The sequence below is a fragment of the Rheinheimera soli genome, assembly GCF_031457405.1.
GTDB classification, from domain to species: Bacteria; Pseudomonadota; Gammaproteobacteria; order Enterobacterales; family Alteromonadaceae; genus Pararheinheimera; species Pararheinheimera soli_A.
Genome location: NZ_JAVDWR010000001.1, coordinates 481,285 through 498,171, shown reverse-complemented (window position 1 = coordinate 498,171; position 16,887 = coordinate 481,285). Strand labels below are relative to the sequence as shown.

Annotated in this window: 16 protein-coding genes; 10 read left to right on the top strand and 6 right to left on the bottom strand. The window is 45.9% G+C overall.

All coding sequences use genetic code 11. The features are described from left to right. Together J2W69_RS02270 and infA are read left to right on the top strand one after the other, a co-directional pair. Nucleotides 1-714: an arginyltransferase gene (locus tag J2W69_RS02270; RefSeq protein WP_310274142.1), complete on the top strand. Its 714-nt coding sequence runs from the start codon at nt 1-3 to the stop codon at nt 712-714. Between the two features lie 95 nt (nt 715-809). Then, on the top strand, nt 810-1,028 hold the full coding sequence (gene infA, locus J2W69_RS02265) for a translation initiation factor IF-1 (RefSeq protein WP_008610216.1): 219 nt from the start codon (nt 810-812) through the stop codon (nt 1,026-1,028). 100 nt (nt 1,029-1,128) lie between these two features. Here the strand turns inward: infA and clpA are convergent, their stop codons facing one another. After that, the gene (gene clpA, locus J2W69_RS02260) at nt 1,129-3,384 is read right to left on the bottom strand and encodes an ATP-dependent Clp protease ATP-binding subunit ClpA (RefSeq protein ID WP_008899356.1); all 2,256 of its coding nucleotides are present in this window, start codon (nt 3,382-3,384) and stop codon (nt 1,129-1,131) included. Nucleotides 3,385-3,432: 48 nt separating this feature from the next. Beyond that, complete coding sequence (gene clpS, locus J2W69_RS02255) at nt 3,433-3,753, bottom strand: ATP-dependent Clp protease adapter ClpS (RefSeq protein WP_310274140.1); 321 nt, start codon at nt 3,751-3,753, stop codon at nt 3,433-3,435. A 256-nt stretch (nt 3,754-4,009) separates the two neighbouring features. Here clpS and cspD point away from each other — a divergent pair, with 256 nt between their 5' ends. Next, nucleotides 4,010-4,231, top strand: coding sequence for a cold shock domain-containing protein CspD (cspD, locus tag J2W69_RS02250; RefSeq protein WP_008899354.1), 222 nt, complete (start codon nt 4,010-4,012; stop codon nt 4,229-4,231). A 137-nt stretch (nt 4,232-4,368) separates the two neighbouring features. Here the strand turns inward: cspD and J2W69_RS02245 are convergent, their stop codons facing one another. Continuing rightward, complete coding sequence (locus tag J2W69_RS02245; RefSeq protein ID WP_310274137.1) at nt 4,369-6,591, bottom strand: NADP-dependent isocitrate dehydrogenase; 2,223 nt, start codon at nt 6,589-6,591, stop codon at nt 4,369-4,371. 365 nt (nt 6,592-6,956) lie between these two features. Here J2W69_RS02245 and J2W69_RS02240 point away from each other — a divergent pair, with 365 nt between their 5' ends. The 5 genes from J2W69_RS02240 (at nt 6,957) to J2W69_RS02220 (ending at nt 11,864) form a co-directional block, all read left to right on the top strand. Further along, entirely contained in the window at nt 6,957-7,424 is a 468-nt protein-coding gene (locus tag J2W69_RS02240) for an NUDIX domain-containing protein (RefSeq protein WP_310274135.1), read from the top strand. 100 nt (nt 7,425-7,524) lie between these two features. Next, the gene (mnmA, locus tag J2W69_RS02235) at nt 7,525-8,625 is read left to right on the top strand and encodes a tRNA 2-thiouridine(34) synthase MnmA (protein ID WP_310274133.1); all 1,101 of its coding nucleotides are present in this window, start codon (nt 7,525-7,527) and stop codon (nt 8,623-8,625) included. Nucleotides 8,626-8,628: 3 nt separating this feature from the next. Further along, nucleotides 8,629-9,267, top strand: a complete 639-nt coding sequence (gene hflD, locus J2W69_RS02230; protein WP_310274131.1) for a high frequency lysogenization protein HflD — start codon at nt 8,629-8,631, stop codon at nt 9,265-9,267. Between the two features lie 9 nt (nt 9,268-9,276). After that, a complete protein-coding gene (gene purB / locus J2W69_RS02225) occupies nt 9,277-10,647 on the top strand; it encodes an adenylosuccinate lyase (RefSeq protein WP_310274129.1) in 1,371 nt (456 codons plus the stop codon). A gap of 62 nt (nt 10,648-10,709) precedes the next feature. Next, entirely contained in the window at nt 10,710-11,864 is a 1,155-nt protein-coding gene (locus J2W69_RS02220) for a ribosomal protein uL16 3-hydroxylase (RefSeq protein ID WP_310274127.1), read from the top strand. Between the two features lie 95 nt (nt 11,865-11,959). Here J2W69_RS02220 and J2W69_RS02215 read toward each other — a convergent pair whose 3' ends face one another. Continuing rightward, a complete protein-coding gene (locus tag J2W69_RS02215; RefSeq protein WP_008899347.1) occupies nt 11,960-12,382 on the bottom strand; it encodes a DUF4826 family protein in 423 nt (140 codons plus the stop codon). A 116-nt stretch (nt 12,383-12,498) separates the two neighbouring features. Between J2W69_RS02215 and J2W69_RS02210 the strand changes: the two genes are divergently transcribed. After that, complete coding sequence (locus tag J2W69_RS02210; protein WP_310274124.1) at nt 12,499-13,632, top strand: Leu/Phe/Val dehydrogenase; 1,134 nt, start codon at nt 12,499-12,501, stop codon at nt 13,630-13,632. 123 nt (nt 13,633-13,755) lie between these two features. On the opposite strand, the gene J2W69_RS02205 is transcribed toward J2W69_RS02210, so the two are convergent. After that, nucleotides 13,756-14,469: a hypothetical protein gene (locus J2W69_RS02205; RefSeq protein WP_310274122.1), complete on the bottom strand. Its 714-nt coding sequence runs from the start codon at nt 14,467-14,469 to the stop codon at nt 13,756-13,758. Between the two features lie 196 nt (nt 14,470-14,665). Between J2W69_RS02205 and wecC the strand changes: the two genes are divergently transcribed. Continuing rightward, the gene (gene wecC / locus J2W69_RS02200) at nt 14,666-15,898 is read left to right on the top strand and encodes a UDP-N-acetyl-D-mannosamine dehydrogenase (RefSeq protein ID WP_310274120.1); all 1,233 of its coding nucleotides are present in this window, start codon (nt 14,666-14,668) and stop codon (nt 15,896-15,898) included. Nucleotides 15,899-15,988: 90 nt separating this feature from the next. Here wecC and J2W69_RS02195 read toward each other — a convergent pair whose 3' ends face one another. Then, nucleotides 15,989-16,843, bottom strand: coding sequence for a transporter substrate-binding domain-containing protein (locus J2W69_RS02195; protein WP_310274118.1), 855 nt, complete (start codon nt 16,841-16,843; stop codon nt 15,989-15,991). Between the last annotated feature and the right edge of the window lie 44 nt (nt 16,844-16,887).

Sequence of the window (16,887 nt, the reverse complement as noted above, 5' to 3'; positions counted from 1 at the left end):
ATGTCAGGTTTAAAGCTTGGAGTGAGCCAGCAACAGCCATGCAATTACCTGCCCGACCGTCAGGAGCGTCTCTTATTTACTCTGCCGGACGAGCCCTTAGATGCACAGTTTTACCAGCAACTGCTGACACTGAATTTCAGACGCAGTGGCGAACAAATTTATACCACCTACTGTGAGGGCTGCCAGCAATGTCAATCGGTGCGACTCGAAGCTACGGCATTTCAATTGAACAGCAACCAACGAAGGCTCTGGAATAAAGCCAAACGCACGAGCTGGCGATATCAGTTGGTACAACACAGCAAGACAGAGGATTGCACAGAAAAATACTATGCCTTGTACCAATCCTATATAGACACTAAACATGCCGACAGTTCGATGTCGCCGACCAGTCCAGAGCAAATGTCGTATTTATGGCAAGCTGACTGGCTGAAAATACAGTTTTTAGAACAATATGTAGGCGAAGATCTAGTGGCTGTGACCGTAGTCGACACCACTGCCGATGCCTTTTCCGCTGTCTACACTTTTTACCAGACTGGTCATGCTTTGGCTTTTGGCACCCTGGCGATTCTGGCGCTGATTGAACAAGCCAAAACAGAAAACATCCATTTTGTCTATCTGGGTTATTACATTGAGCACTGTCAAAAAATGAGCTACAAGGCAAAGTTTTTGCCACAACAACGCTTTATAGCCGGAGAATGGCTCTCATTTCGCTAAATCTGTCTATCTTGCTTTACTTATCCGCCCTTTTTCGGCAAAATCTGCGGCAGTTTTTTGAACTAATGAATTTTAATAAGAGGCTGGCACGCTGAATGGCGAAAGAAGACGTAATTGAAATGCAAGGGACTATCTTAGATACCCTGCCAAATACCATGTTTAAGGTCGAGTTAGAAAACGGCCACGTAGTTATTGCCCATATTTCAGGCAAAATGCGTAAAAACTACATTCGCATTTTGACAGGTGACAAAGTCACTGTTGAATTAACTCCTTACGATCTGACCAAAGGTCGCATCGTGTTCCGTCAACGTTAAGATTTGACGGAACCAGATAGCGCTAACGCTATTTGCTCCATAAAGAAAAACCCGGCCAGGCCGGGTTTTTTCGTATTTTAAATCTGGTTATGAGTACGGATCACACCAAAGCTTCTTCTTCGTTATAATCAAACTCCAGCTCATCCCCTTTCAGATCAATACGCACATCACCGCCGTGCGCCAGTCGTCCAAACAGAATTTCATTGGCTAAAGGTTTTTTCAGCTGTTCCTGAATCACCCGAGCCATAGGACGAGCGCCCATCGCCTGATCATAACCTTTGTCCGCCAGCCATTGACGGGCGGCACCACTCAATTCCATCGAGACTTGTTTTTTGTCCAGCTGCACCTGCAGGTCGCAAACAAACTTGTCGACAATCTGCAGAATAATATCGCGGGATAAATGTTTAAACCAAATAATGCCATCCAGACGGTTTCTGAATTCAGGGCTAAAAGTACGGTTAATTTCAGCCAACGCATCGTGGCTGTGATCCTGCTGTTTAAAGCCGATAGTTTTACGCACCGTCTCCTGCACACCAGCGTTGGTGGTCATCACCAGAATCACATTGCGGAAATCCACTTTACGACCGCTGTTATCGGTTAAAGTGCCATGGTCCATCACCTGCAACAAAATGTTGTAGATGTCGGAGTGCGCTTTTTCGATTTCATCTAAAAGCACCACTGAATACGGATGTTTGGACACCGCATCTGTCAGTAAACCGCCCTGATCAAAACCTACATAACCAGGAGGCGCACCAATTAAACGGCTGACGGCATGGCGTTCCATATACTCAGACATATCAAAACGCAGCAACTCTACGCCCATAATTTTGGCCAGCTGCTTGGTGACTTCAGTTTTACCAACCCCAGTAGGGCCCGCAAATAAGAAGTTACCAATAGGCTTTTCTTCATTACCAAGACCAGAGCGGGATAAACGAATAGCCGAAGTTAACACTTCAATAGGCTCATCCTGACCAAAAACCACCAATTTCAGGTTACGGTCTAAGTTCGCCAGCACATCTTTATCAGAGGCCGACACTGACTTTTCAGGAATACGCGCCATTTTGGCAATAATATGCTCAATCTCCGGCACATTAATCACTTTTTTACGTTTGGATACAGGCAATAAACGCTGACTGGCACCGGCTTCATCAATCACGTCTATGGCTTTATCCGGTAAATGCCGTTCATTGATGTACTTGGCTGATAACTCAGCTGCAGCACGTAAGGCTTTTTGGGTATAACGCACACCATGGTGAGCTTCGTAACGTTCTTTTAAGCCCTGCAGGATTTGGGTGGTATCATCCACGCTGGGTTCCACCACATCAATTTTCTGGAAACGACGCACCAGCGCTGTATCTTTTTCAAAGATGTTTTTAAATTCCTGATAGGTAGTAGAGCCAATGCAACGTAAACGGCCACTGGATAACAGCGGTTTAATCAGATTGGATGCATCCATCACACCACCGGACGCAGCACCTGCACCAATGACCGTATGAATTTCATCAATAAACAGCACTGCATCTTTTTCGTTTTCGATTTCTTTCAGCAAAGACTTTAAGCGTTTTTCAAAATCACCGCGGTATTTAGTACCGGCCAGCAATGAGCCCATATCCAGTGAATAAATGGTCGCATTGGCTATCACTTCAGGCACCTGGTTATTGACGATGCGATAGGCCAGACCTTCAGCAATAGCGGTTTTACCCACCCCTGCTTCACCCACCAGTAACGGGTTATTTTTCTTGCGGCGGCACAACACCTGAATAGTGCGTTCCAGCTCCATATCCCGGCCAACCAATGGATCGATCTGGCCATTTTTCGCCAGAATATTCAGGTTTGCCGTAAAACTTTCAAGGTATTTGTTTTCTTCAATCTGCACCTCACCGTTTTCATCTTGCTGCTCGTCCTGATGCTCGATTTTTTCGGTTTTGATCACACCATGAGAAATATAGTTAACGATATCCAACCGGCTGATATCGATTTTTTTCAGCAAATACACAGCCTGGGATTCCTGCTCACTAAAAATAGCCACCAGTACGTTGGCCCCTGTGACTTCAGATTTACCTGAGGACTGTACATGAAACACCGCACGTTGCAGTACACGCTGAAATCCGAGCGTAGGCTGCGTATCGCGGTCTGCGTCGTCTTCAGGCAACAGAGGGGTGGTTGAATCGATAAAATGCGACAGGTCGAGCCGCAGGCGGTCTATATTGGCACCGCAAGACTTTAATGCCTCACCGGCTGCGGGGTTGTCCAATAAAGCTAATAATAAATGTTCAACCGTCATGTATTCATGACGTTTTTCCCGCGCAAACCGAAACGCCAGATTTAAGGTTAACTCAAGATCTTTGTTCAACATACAACATCACTCCTAATCCACCTGAGTTACTACAGCAGTTGTTTGGCGTTAAGCCCGTTCCATAGTACATAACAATGGATGTTCGTGCTCTTTCGCATAAATGGACACTTGCTGAACTTTGGTCTCCGCTACCTCGGCTGTGAACACACCACAAACCGCCATACCTTCATTGTGCACCTGCAACATAATTTCACTGGCTTTTTCATATTGCATATTAAAAAACCGGGTTAACACATCTATGACAAAATCCATTGGAGTATAGTCATCGTTGTGGAGTATCACTTTATACATGGAAGGTGGTTTCACCTGTTGCCGGGTTTTCTCCACCACTCCGTGATCTGTTACGTTGTTTTCTTTATAACCGCTCATAAACTATAGCCACGCCTGTTCAAAGCATCAAAATTGCATTGATGTATTTTTTTTGCCGGACCTAAAGCCACTACAGGCTTTGCGGCCACTTTGTATCCCTTATCTTATAGATAGTACCTGCAACCTCTGTTTACAAGTCTGCAAAAAACTTGACTAGTTGCACAAATTATCTACAGTAAATGGTGGAGTCTGCCCGCAGCTCCCTGTTGCTCCGCCTTAGAATACAGAATTTAGCTAACTTAGAGAAGGAAGTAGTATGGCTACCGGTAAAGTGAAATGGTTCAATAATGCCAAAGGATTTGGGTTTATTCGTGAAGATGGTCGTGACGAAGACATTTTCGCCCATTATTCAACCATTAACATGGATGGCTACCGTACGCTGAAGGCCGGCCAGGACGTGGTGTTTGACCTGTCTGAGGGCCCAAAAGGTTTACATGCAGTAAATATAGCACTGCCAGATGGCGAGAAGCCTGAATAACCACCTGAAGCATAGAGACCTACACGAAATGCCAGCTAAAGCTGGCATTTTTCTTTTTACATAGTGGTGATTATAGATCTACAGCAAGTAAAAAGGCGCACAAGGCGCCTTTATTTACACAGGATAATTGCCCGAAATTACAGTGCTGCTAATGCCTGATTAAAGGTATCGCTTGGGCGCATTGCTTTTGACGCTAAGGCATCGTCTGGTTTGTAGTAACCACCTATATCTACTGCTTTGCCTTGTACAGAGTTTAATTCCTGCACAATTTTGGCTTCGTTTTCTGCTAAAGCTTTAGCCAATGGAGCAAATTGAGCGGCTAAAGCTGCATCTTTGCTTTGCGCTGCCAGAGCTTCAGCCCAGTAGAATGCCAGATAGAAATGGCTGCCACGGTTATCCAGTTGACCCAGTTTACGGGTTGGTGATTTGTCGTTATCGAGGAACTTAGCAGTTGCCTGATCCAATGCATCAGCCAGAACCTGAGCTTTTGCATTGCCTGTCACCTGACTTAAATGCTCCAAAGAAGCAGCTAAAGCCAGGAATTCACCTAATGAATCCCAACGTAAATGGTTTTCTTCAACAAATTGTTCAACGTGCTTAGGAGCAGAACCACCAGCGCCCGTTTCAAACAAACCACCACCGTTCATCAGAGGCACAATAGACAACATCTTAGCGCTGGTGCCTAATTCCAGAATCGGGAATAAGTCAGTTAAGTAGTCACGTAATACGTTGCCTGTGACAGAAATAGTATCCAAGCCTTCTTTAATACGCTGTAAGGTATGACGGGTGGCGTCTTCCGGCGACATGATCTGAATATCTAAACCGGTGGTGTCATGATCTTTTAAGTAACGTTCTACTTTAGCAATCAGTTGAGCATCGTGAGCACGGTTTTTATCTAACCAGAATACCGCAGGAGTTTTGCTTAAACGGGCACGATTGACGGCCAGTTTCACCCAATCCTGAATTGGAGCATCTTTCGCCTGGCACATACGCCAGATATCACCTTGCTCAACGTTATGCTGAATAAGTACAGTACCTGCAGCATCTACTACACGCACCTGACCAGCTGCTTTGATTTCAAAGGTCTTATCGTGTGAGCCGTATTCTTCTGCTTTTTGCGCCATTAAACCCACGTTAGGCACCGAGCCCATAGTACGAGGGTCAAAAGCACCGTGTTCACGGCAGAAATTGATCGTTTCTTGATAGACGCCTGCGTAGCAACGGTCAGGGATAATAGCTTTGGTGTCTTTTAACTTGCCGTCCGGGCCCCACATCTGGCCAGAAGAACGGATAGCCGCAGGCATAGAAGCGTCGATAATCACATCGCTTGGTACGTGCAGGTTCGTGATACCTTTGTCTGAGTTCACCATCGCCAGAGCGGGTTGGGTGGCATACACAGCTTTAATGTCGGCTTCAATTTCAGCCTTTTTATCGGCTGGCAGCTTAGCGATTTTTGAGTACACATCACCTAAACCATTGTTGGCATCTACACCTAACTCAGCAAAAGTAACGGCGTGTTTTTCAAAGACGTCTTTGAAGAATACAGTCACCACATGACCAAACATAATAGGGTCAGATACTTTCATCATGGTGGCTTTTAAATGCACGGACAGCAATACATCTTTAGCTTTCGCATCCACAATTTCAGCAGCGATAAAATCACGCAGTGCTTTTTTGCTCATGGAGGAAGCATCAATAATTTCACCTGCTTTTACCGCAGTTTTTTCTTTCAGTACTGTCACACTGCCATCAACTGCTACGTGTTCAATACGCACCTGACCAGCTGCAGAAATAGTCACTGACTGTTCGCTGCCGTAGAAATCACCTGCGCTCATATGGGCGACATGAGATTTCGACTCTTTACTCCATGCGCCCATAGAATGTGGGTTTTTGCGGGCATATTGTTTGACAGAAGCCGGAGCACGACGGTCTGAGTTACCTTCACGCAGTACAGGGTTTACCGCGCTGCCTTTGACTTTATCGTAACGGCTGCGGGCTTCTTTTTCTTCCGCTGTTTTTGGGTCTTCCGAGTAATCAGGCAGTTTGTAGCCTTTCGCCTGCAGCTCTTTAATAGCAGCTACTAACTGTGGAATAGAAGCACTGATATTTGGCAGCTTGATGATATTGGCTTGTGGCGTATTGGCCAGCTCGCCTAACCCTGTTAAGGCATCAGGTTGACGCTGCGCTTCAGTCAGAAATTCAGGGAACAAGGCAACAATACGGCCAGCCAGAGAAATATCCTGAGTTTCAATTTCGATATCCGCAGTTTTGGCAAAAGCTTCCACTACAGGTAAAAAAGAATAAGTGGCCAATGCCGGGGCTTCGTCCGTAATAGTGTAGATAATTTTTGAGGTGGTCATATCGTTTCCTGGATTTACAGCAAAATTGAGTCGTTAGCCAGGCGCGTCTCACTTGATGCGGCCTATGCTGTTTAAAACGTTACAGTTACTCGCGGTGTGCGAGTATAACAGCGCAATTTGTAAGAACCTAGTCAGGGACAGCGCTTTACGACAGAAGTAGTAGAGGCCCAAGCTCTGTCGCGCCTTATCCTACCTAATTGTCGGGCGAAAAAGCAGTAGGCTGCGGCCCGACCACTGTGGCAACTTTAATGATTTATGGGCTTTTTGCTTCAATTACAACAAAAGATCGGATTTTTTGTTCATATATGGCATAAAGATCAGAGTTTTTGCCATTTTTGCTACTTTTCCTTTGCTTCGGAGCCTGCATGTCCCGTCCTTTATTGCATTTAACTGTGGCTGCTGTGCTGTATTTTCAGGGCCGTTATTTACTGGTGGAAGAAAAAGATAAAGCCTCAGGCCGTCTGGTGTTGAATCAGCCTGCTGGCCATGTCGAAGAGAATGAAGACTTAATCAGCGCTGTCAAAAGGGAATTACAGGAAGAAACAGGCCTGAGCTTAGAACCTGATGCCTGGCTTGGCATCTCTCAGTTGAAAGCCGCCAATGACCATTTTTATGTGCGGGTGAATTTTGTCTTTACCCCCACCGGATTACCCGTTGTTTATCAGCCGCAAGATGAGGATATTCTGGCTTTGCACTGGTTAAGTCTGGCCGAGCTGAACGCACATACCCTGCCCGTGCGTAGTCAACTGGTAATCGATGCTATCACCCAGTTTGAACAAAAACAGCTGCTGCCGCTGAGTCAGATTAAAAACCCGATCATCCATTCAGATTAGAAACAGTGTCGCATATTCCGCCTGATTAACATTTTTTGGCAAAGAATTTGGTGCTATAATCCGCGCCCGTTCCCATCCAGCCAGTTAAAAGTGCGGTGTAATGTCAGATAACAGCAGCAAAAAAGTCATTGTCGGTATGTCCGGCGGTGTGGATTCTTCAGTGTCCGCTTATCTTTTGATCCAGCAAGGTTATCAGGTCGAAGGCCTGTTTATGAAAAACTGGGAAGAAGATGACGACAGCGAATACTGCGCTGCTGCAGAAGACTTAAAAGATGCTCAGGCGGTTTGCGACAAGCTGGGTATAAAACTGCATAAAGTCAACTTTGCCGCTGAGTACTGGGACAATGTGTTTGAATATTTCCTTGCCGAATACAAAGCCGGTCGTACGCCGAACCCGGATATTATGTGCAACAAGGAAATTAAGTTTAAAGCTTTCCTTGAATTTGCCGCCGAAGCTTTAGGTGCCGACTATATAGCCACAGGCCATTATGTCCAGCGCCGCGAAGTGGATGGCCACTGGCAGTTATTGCGTGGTTTGGATACGAATAAAGATCAGAGCTATTTCCTCTACACCATAGGCGAAGAGCATGTGGCACAAACCCTGTTCCCTGTCGGTCATCTGGAAAAACCTCTGGTGCGGGCTATTGCTGAAGAACAAGGTTTAATCACCCACGATAAAAAAGACAGCACTGGCATCTGTTTTATCGGCGAGCGTAAATTTAAAGATTTCCTGCAAAAATATCTGCCAGCTCAACCTGGTGATATTTACACCGTAGACGGCGATAAAATTGGTCAACACGATGGCCTGATGTATCACACTTTAGGTCAGCGTAAAGGTTTACGTATTGGTGGCTTAAAAGATGGTGATGATCAGCCCTGGTATGTGGTGGCAAAAAATTTGATCAATAACCGTCTTATTGTGGCTCAAGGCCATGATCATCCTAGTATGTTCTCCAAAGGGTTAGTGGCGAACCAATTGCACTGGGTAGACCGCTCAGGCCCACAGCATGCGCTTCGTTGCACTGTCAAAACCCGTTATCGCCAGACAGATATTCCATGCACCCTGACTCCTATGCCGGATGGCACTGTGGTTGTGGTATTTGATCAGCCTCAAAAAGCCGTGACCCCCGGTCAGTCTGCTGTGTTTTACAGCGACGAGATTTGTTTGGGTGGTGGCATTATTAATTCGGCCATACAGTAAACTATGCAACACAGTATTCAGACTCAAACCCTTGCTCTGGCCGGTATGTGCCAGGCCCTTAAACTATTACAGCAGGTCACCCGCACTAACGATGTAGCACTGGCCGATTTACAGCTGTGTTTAGCCAGTATCGCCAATTTATCTCCGGCTGAGCCTTTGGATATTTATGGCAAAGATGTTGCTAACTTGCGCGCTGGTTATCAGTGTCTGGTGGATCAGTTAGGTGACAATCAGCGCAAAGATGTGGAGCTGACCCGTTATGTGGTCTCTGCAATAGCACTGGAGCGTAAGCTAAGCAAAAACCGCGATAATCTGGATAACCTGGGCAAGCGTTTATCCCGTTTAGAGCAGCAACTGCAGCATTTTGCTATTACCGACGAAAACATCATCGCCAATCTGGCGGATATTTATGTCGAATGCATCAGTTCTTTAGGCACAAGAATTCAGGTCGCTGGTCAGCCAGAGCTGTTGAAGCAGCCGTTGGTCCAGCATAAAGTCAGAGCTTTGTTATTGGCGGCTATCCGCGCTGTGGTGTTATGGCGCCAGTCCGGTGGCAGTCGTTTGCACTTTATATTCAAACGCAAAGCCTTGCTTAATGAAGCCAAATCCGTTTTACATACTATTGCCCCAACCCATTCATAGGAGCACCTAATGGAATTATCAGCATTAACCGCCATCTCCCCTGTAGATGGCCGCTATGGCTCAAAAGCCAGCGAGCTGCGTGAGTTTTTTAGTGAATATGGTTTAATCAAATTCCGGGTGACTGTGGAAGTGCGTTGGTTGCAAAAATTGGCAGCCACAGCAGCCATCACTGAAGTTCCGGCTTTATCCGACAGTGCTAACGCGCTGTTAAACGGAATTGTCGACAATTTCAGCCTTGCTGATGCGCAGCGTGTCAAAGACATAGAGCGCACCACCAACCACGACGTCAAAGCTGTTGAGTATTTATTAAAAGAAAAAGTAGCAGGTCATGCTGAATTAGCAGCAGTCAGTGAATTTATTCACTTTGCCTGTACCTCAGAAGATATCAATAACCTGTCGCATGGTTTGATGTTAGGTGCAGCCCGTGATGAAGTGTTGTTACCACTGTGCGATCAATTATTAAACGATATCAAAACTTTAGCTCATAAATACAAAGCTATCCCTATGATGGCCCGTACCCATGGCCAGCCTGCATCTCCTACCACCTTAGGCAAAGAGATGGCGAACGTCTATATGCGTTTAAAGCGTCAGCGTGAGCAAATTGCCAAAGTTGAACTGCTGGGCAAAATCAATGGTGCTGTAGGTAACTATAACGCGCATTTATCCGCCTACCCGAACCTGAACTGGCACCAGTTTGCTGAAGAGTTCGTCACAAGCCTTGGTTTAAGCTGGAACCCGTACACCACTCAGATTGAACCACATGATTATATTGCCGAGCTGTTTGACGCCATTGCGCGTTTTAATACCATACTGCTCGACTTTGACCGTGATGTCTGGGGTTATATTGCTTTAGGCCACTTTAAACAGCGCACTATAGCTGGCGAAATTGGCTCTTCCACTATGCCGCATAAGGTAAACCCTATCGATTTTGAAAACTCAGAAGGTAACCTGGGCCTGGCCAACGCCATATTCCAGCATTTATCCTCCAAGTTACCAGTATCACGCTGGCAGCGTGATTTAACAGACTCCACTGTGCTGCGTAACTTAGGTGTAGGTTTTGCGTATACCGTCATCGCTTACCATGCGAGCTTAAAAGGCATCAGCAAGCTGGAAGTCAACGAAGCCAACCTGCTGAGCGAGCTGGATCAAAACTGGGAATTGCTGGCGGAACCGGTACAAACAGTGATGCGTAAATACGGCATAGAACAGCCGTATGAGAAGCTGAAAGAGCTGACTCGCGGCAAACGTATTACGCCAGCAGACTTAGCTGCCTTTATCGATAAGTTAGAACTGCCTGATCAAGTAAAAACAGAACTCAAAGCGTTGCGCCCGGATAACTACTTAGGTGCAGCAATCGAACTTGTTGATTTGTTAAACTAAACTAATCAGCACTTCAAACACTTCAACAGGGCGATATCATCGCCCTGTTTTTATGGTGACTTATGTACCCATTATTTTTAAATGAATTAACACCCCAGCAGTTTTTAACGGACTACTGGCAGAAAAAACCACTGCTGATCAAAGCGGGTTTTAAAAATTTTATCGACCCTATCAGTCCGGATGAACTGGCAGGCCTTGCCGGTGAAGAAGAAATTGAATCCCGTATTGTCAGTAATAAAGATGCGGTATGGGATATGGAGACAGGTCCCTTTGAAGACTTTAGTCATTTAGGCGAAAAAGGCTGGACTTTATTAGTGCAGGCTGTGGATCACTGGCACCCACAATCAGCGGCTTTAATAGAGCCATTCCGTTTTATTCCGAACTGGCGTATCGATGATTTGATGGTGAGTTTCTCCACAGCCGGTGGTGGTGTAGGCCCACATCTGGATCAATACGATGTCTTTATTATCCAGGGTCAGGGCAAACGACACTGGCGTGTGGGTATGCCGGATAGCAGCTTAAAACAGCACTGCCCTCACCCACGTTTATTGCAGGTCTCTCCTTTTGTTGATTGCATCGATGTGATCACTGAACCCGGTGATATTTTATACATTCCGCCAGGTTGCCCGCATGACGGCATCTCATTAGATCCATCACTGAACTACTCAGTGGGTTTCCGCGCTCCGGCGCAAAAAGACTTACTGACAGGTTTAGCCGATCATCTGATTGATCAGGACATTACGGGTCGTCGTTTTACTGATCCAGAGCGTCAGATACCAGAGTCAGTGGGCGCTATCAGCGAACAGGATCTGAGCCAGGTGCAAGATTTGTTACGCCAGTTGGTGGACGATAAAAACTTTGCCGCTCAGTGGTTTGGCAGTTATATCAGCCATGCCAAACATGAGCTGGATGCCACAGAGCCTGATCCACATTATGAAGCCAATGAAATTGGTGAGTACCTGGAAGAAGGTTCTGTGCTGGCCAAACTAGGTGGCTTGCGCACTTTGTATTACCAAACTAATCCAGCAGAAGATATTCAGTTGTTCATCAACGGCGACCGCTTTTTAGTGCCAGTGACTGAACTTGAAACTGTGAAAAAACTAACAGATCAGAGTAGCCTTAGTCAGGAAGACTGCCAGCATTTCGCAGCGGATAACGGTCGTTTGCAGCTGCTCACCCTGCTGATCAATAAAGGCTACTGGTACTTTACTGAGTAGGTTCTGATCTGCTGATGGCCCGAAGACAAAAAAACCGCCAATGGCGGTTTTTTTGTCTGAGATAACATGTAAAGATTTATATACTCTCTGCTGGCTTAACTCTGCTTGCCCCATAACTCTTCTTTATCAAAGAGTTCATACAAACCATGGGCACGTTGCACCAATAAATTCGCAAAGTCGACTTTGGTTTGATCCAAAGCACCGGAATTCATAATTTGCTCGGCTTTTAATTGCCAGTTGAATGAAAAAGCACGTACAGCTTCTCTGGCATCTTTTGCCGCCGACAAAGGCAAATGATCTGTAGGTAAATCACCACTTATCACCCAGTATTGTTGTCTGTTTTGTGCTGTCATCTTCCAGACAGCCAATATTGGTGTTAAATAACGAGATTCTGATACTGCAATAGTATCTGGCAATATGCCTTTTTCTGCCAGGTACTGGTTCGCTTTTTGAAACTGAGTGCGAACCCATTCATTGTTTGCCTGTTCTTGCTGTTCCGGGGTTAACTGATCTGTCATTGGATTATTCCTCTCCTGAAGTGGCGTTACTTTATGTGACTCAATCCAGACAATCAAGAGTTGGCTTACATTGTCGACAATTACCTGGTCTTACCAGATTTTGTTTTTACAGATTGATGGCGAAAGCTTTACTGAAGTGGTACATTCCGCGGCGCAAAAAAGCCCTTACCCTGCCTGGTGCAGTGAGTTATATCAACGGAGAACAAGTCGTGGCTGTATTTAACCATCCTGAATTTGATAACCATGAACAAGTCGTATTCTGCAGTGATGAAACCACAGGTTTAAAAGCCATTATTGCGATTCACAGCACAGCCTTAGGCCCAGCCACAGGCGGCTGCCGTATGTGGGACTATGTGGCGGATGAAGATGCTTTAGTTGACGTATTACGTTTATCCCGCGGCATGACGTACAAAAATGCGATGGCAGGTCTGCCATTAGGTGGTGGTAAGGCCGTTATTATTGGCGATGCTAAAAAAATAAAATCTGAAGCGTTGTTCCGCAAGTTTGGCCAGTTTGTGCATTCTTTAAGTGGCCGTTATGTCAGCGCTGAAGATGTGAATATCACCACAGGCGACATTATGATCGTCAACAAAGAAACACCTTATGTGGCTGGTTTAGAAGGTTTAAGCGGCAACCCAGGTCCTTTCACTGCACTAGGAACTTACCGTGGCATTAAAGCTGCGGCCAAGCATAAGTTTGGTACAGATGATTTGAATGGCCTGACTGTTGCGGTTCAGGGTTTAGGCAGCGTTGGGTTTTATTTATGTGAATACCTGCATAAAGAAGGCGCCAAACTGATTGTGACTGATATCAACCAGGACGCTGTCAGCCGCGCCGTAGCACAGTTTAATGCTACAGCTGTAGGCTTAGATGAAATTTATGCTGTTGACGCTGATATCTACGCTCCTTGTGCTTTAGGTGCCACCATTAACGACATCAGCATCCCTCAACTGAAATGCAAAATCATTGCAGGCTGTGCCAACAACCAGCTCAAAGAAAGTCGTCATGGTGAAATTCTGCGTCAAAAAGGCATTTTGTATGCGCCGGACTATGTGATCAACGCTGGTGGCATTATCAACGTGGCTATGGAAATGCGTGCTCAAGGTTATAACGCAGAAGAGTCCACCACCAAGGTGAACCAGATTTACCATACGCTGCTTAATATCTTCGAACGTGCTGACGCACAACTGAAACCAACCAACGAAGTAGCTGATTTAATGGCGCAGGAAATCATCCGCAACGCCCGTTAACTGTATGCCCCATCGATACCCAAAGTAATTGGAGTTGCAGCGCGACGACAAGCGAGCGAGACCCCAGGAGCATAGTTGTCCTATGTGACTGGGGCGAGTAGCGCAGTCAACAAAGCTGCAGCTTCAAGAACGCGGGGTATACCACTCAGTCCAGTCTTTAGTCAGCCAGTACACCTGCAAACTGGCGGTTTCAGCCGCCAGCTTTGAAAACAAATCATAGTTCGACAAATTCACCGTCAGCAAACAATTCCAGCCACAATTTACCGGTCTGAAGGTTGCACTGGATGCTGCATAGACTTGTGCATTCAACTGGTGCATTTGTGATAACTTTTTCACCCGAAGCGCATGATAGTCGCTGCTGATAAACAGATAGCTTTTAGTTTTATCCAGCTTTTTATCTAAGGACGCAAACTCATGGTACGTGGTAGGACCGCCATCAAAACACTGAATGGCTGCATACTCTGTTTTTTGTTTTAATAAGGCTTCGTAAGGCGCGCAGTGCAAAGTGGTCATATGCACATTCACCGGGCGCTGCTGTGCATTAATCATTAAAGACAGCTGATTGATCCTGTTGATAGCGCAATCCGGCAGACTATGCTCGTTGCCACCACAACCCAACACTACATAGTCGCCGTTGAAGTTAACGGGCAGTGCAGCCGTGCTGATTTGAGAGCTATACCATTCCCGCACCTGATTTGCCACCAGGGTATTGCCTGTCAGATAAAACCAAATCAACAATAACCACAGCCCTTTTCGGCGATAATACAGGCAGGCGAAAAAAAACAACCAAAGAAATATATTCTGTGGGTATAAAAAAGGTTCTAAAAAATCTTTCACTGCATAATCCTTATGACGACTGTGGGCAGTTCATTGCTGCAAGATACCACAGAGTCACTAAGCCGCCATTCAGCTAACACTGTTATTTTATTAAAAAAAATTCTCAACAGTCCCGCTTCGTCATCTAAGCTTTCTGGCGTGTTGTGGTAAGATGTCGGCAAATAAAAACCAACGTAGCAGGTTAATGGAGTTCAGTATGTTTAAGACGGTATCGGTGATAGGTTTAGGGTATATAGGCCTGCCTACGGCAGCCATGTTGGCTTCGCGCAAGCTGCGGGTTATTGGTATAGATGTGAATCAACATGCTGTGGATACCATCAATCAGGGCAAAATTCATATTGTAGAACCTGAGCTGGACATGCTGGTGCATGCAGCTGTGACAGGTGGTTATTTATCGGCACAAACCAGCCCTGCGGCTGCTGATGCTTTTATGATTGCAGTGCCAACGCCATTTTTTGATGATCTGTCACCGGATTTAACTTATGTTGAGGCTGCAGTAAAATCTATAGCGCCAGTGTTGGCCAAAGGCAATTTAGTGGTACTGGAGTCGACCAGCCCTGTTGGCACTACAGAAAAAATTTGTCAGTGGATACGTGAAGCTCGCCCGGATTTAACTGTACCTACCGATTCCTCTCAGCCGGATATTCATGTGGCTTATTGCCCTGAACGTGTGCTTCCGGGCCGGGTCGTGTATGAACTGATTGCGAATGACCGTATTGTTGGCGGTTTAACCCCGGCCTGTTCTGAAAAAGCCAAAGCGCTGTACCAGACTTTTGTAGCTGGTGAGTGTTTAATCTCTGACGCCCGAACTGCCGAAATGTCAAAACTGACAGAAAACGCCTTCCGTGACGTCAATATTGCTTTTGCCAACGAACTGTCTCTGATCTGTGATGAGCTGAAAATTAACGTTTGGGAACTGATTAAAATGGCAAACCGCCACCCTCGCGTAAACATTCTAACGCCAGGCGCAGGTGTAGGTGGTCACTGTATCGCGGTTGATCCATGGTTTATTGTGCACTCAGCACCGGAGCAGGCAAAGCTTATTCGTACAGCCCGTGAAGTGAACGACTTTAAACCTCAATGGGTATTGCAGAAAATTTTATCTACCGTGGCTAATCACGCTTTGCATAAACCTTCTGTCGCCTGTTTTGGCCTGGCTTTTAAGCCGGATATTGACGATTTACGTGAAAGCCCGGCTTTGCATATAGTCAATGATTTAGCCGCTGCTTATCAGGGTAAAATCTATGCGGTAGAACCTAATGTGGACCAGACCAACAAGCTGGCCACCAATGTCGAACTGGTTTCTGTGGAACAAGGTTTAAAAGCAGATATCATTGTGATCCTGGTAAACCACAAAGGTTTTGGTGATTTGGATTTCAGTAAAAACAGCCTGATTAACGTGGTAGGCCCGTTACGCTCAGCCCACTAAGCACTGCACTCAGCAGAACAGATCGATGTTAAAAGGCCGGTGATATAACCGGCCTCTTTATTTTGTGCAATTGGATGCTGGATCTGACACTTAAGGTTTAGTTTTTGCCGCAGATTCTTGCTGAAAATCCTGATAAATCTTTTCCCGTCTGGTGATGTTGCCTTCATCCACCCAGCTGAACATCGCCGTTTTGTATTCTGGTTTTTGCCACAAGCCACTCAGTGCTTTGTTTATCTCAGCGATCAACTTCTGCCCTTGCGGACTTTTATTGCAGATGATGTGCGACACCACAAAAGGGGAAGCATCCTCTACTGCCCTGCTTTGGACCTGCACTTTTTGTGGGTAATCTTTCAGATAAAACGCCATACGCTCCGGATATTCCACCACATAGTCAACCCGCTTTGATAACAGCAGTGCAGCAGCATTTACCTCGCTGGTAAACTCATGAGGAATAAAGTTAGCGTATTGAGTCGCATCCATCACAGAGGCCGGATAAAAACGGTTGGGCTGATAAGCACCAAGCAGAACTTTATCTTGTGCCAGTTGACGCATATCTATACTGCCGTCGTCCTGCATCGCAACATGCTGTTGCATTACCGCAGAAGTCCGGAAATGCACAGCTAAACCGGGAAGTACAGTCACAGGCTGAGAATACCAACGGGTCTTTGCTCTTTTTTCGGTGAAAATAGAACCGAAAGTGCACACACTGTAGTTATTTTGCAGAAAAGCCTGCTCCAGCCTGGGCAAATTAACCACTTTGGTCTGGTGGGTCAGATGCGGCAGTTCTGTGACCAACAACTTATGCAGCACATCAAAAGTGCCCTGATCCTGATAAACACCAGTGGTGATTTGATGAGGCGGCCAGTCTGTTTTGAGCCAGGTTATTTGTGCGGCACCATGACTCTGACAGCAGAACAAGGCTGCGATGATCACAATTTTATACACAGCCACCCCATCGATGTTTCAACAGATCTGAGATTAACCATAGC

Excerpts from the sequence above, each read along its gene's own strand:
- J2W69_RS02245 (WP_310274137.1), bottom strand. The coding sequence starts at position 6,591 with ATGACCACCTCAAAAATTATCTACACTATTACGGACGAAGCCCCGGCA.
- infA (WP_008610216.1), top strand. The coding sequence starts at position 810 with ATGGCGAAAGAAGACGTAATTGAAATGCAAGGGACTATCTTAGATACC.
- J2W69_RS02215 (WP_008899347.1), bottom strand. The coding sequence starts at position 12,382 with ATGACAGATCAGTTAACCCCGGAACAGCAAGAACAGGCAAACAATGAA.
- wecC (WP_310274120.1), top strand. The coding sequence starts at position 14,666 with ATGTTTAAGACGGTATCGGTGATAGGTTTAGGGTATATAGGCCTGCCT.
- purB (WP_310274129.1), top strand. The coding sequence starts at position 9,277 with ATGGAATTATCAGCATTAACCGCCATCTCCCCTGTAGATGGCCGCTAT.
- clpS (WP_310274140.1), bottom strand. The coding sequence starts at position 3,753 with ATGAGCGGTTATAAAGAAAACAACGTAACAGATCACGGAGTGGTGGAG.
- clpA (WP_008899356.1), bottom strand. The coding sequence starts at position 3,384 with ATGTTGAACAAAGATCTTGAGTTAACCTTAAATCTGGCGTTTCGGTTT.
- J2W69_RS02220 (WP_310274127.1), top strand. The coding sequence starts at position 10,710 with ATGTACCCATTATTTTTAAATGAATTAACACCCCAGCAGTTTTTAACG.
- cspD (WP_008899354.1), top strand. The coding sequence starts at position 4,010 with ATGGCTACCGGTAAAGTGAAATGGTTCAATAATGCCAAAGGATTTGGG.
- J2W69_RS02240 (WP_310274135.1), top strand. The coding sequence starts at position 6,957 with ATGTCCCGTCCTTTATTGCATTTAACTGTGGCTGCTGTGCTGTATTTT.
- J2W69_RS02210 (WP_310274124.1), top strand. The coding sequence starts at position 12,499 with ATGGCGAAAGCTTTACTGAAGTGGTACATTCCGCGGCGCAAAAAAGCC.
- hflD (WP_310274131.1), top strand. The coding sequence starts at position 8,629 with ATGCAACACAGTATTCAGACTCAAACCCTTGCTCTGGCCGGTATGTGC.
- J2W69_RS02270 (WP_310274142.1), top strand. The coding sequence starts at position 1 with ATGTCAGGTTTAAAGCTTGGAGTGAGCCAGCAACAGCCATGCAATTAC.
- mnmA (WP_310274133.1), top strand. The coding sequence starts at position 7,525 with ATGTCAGATAACAGCAGCAAAAAAGTCATTGTCGGTATGTCCGGCGGT.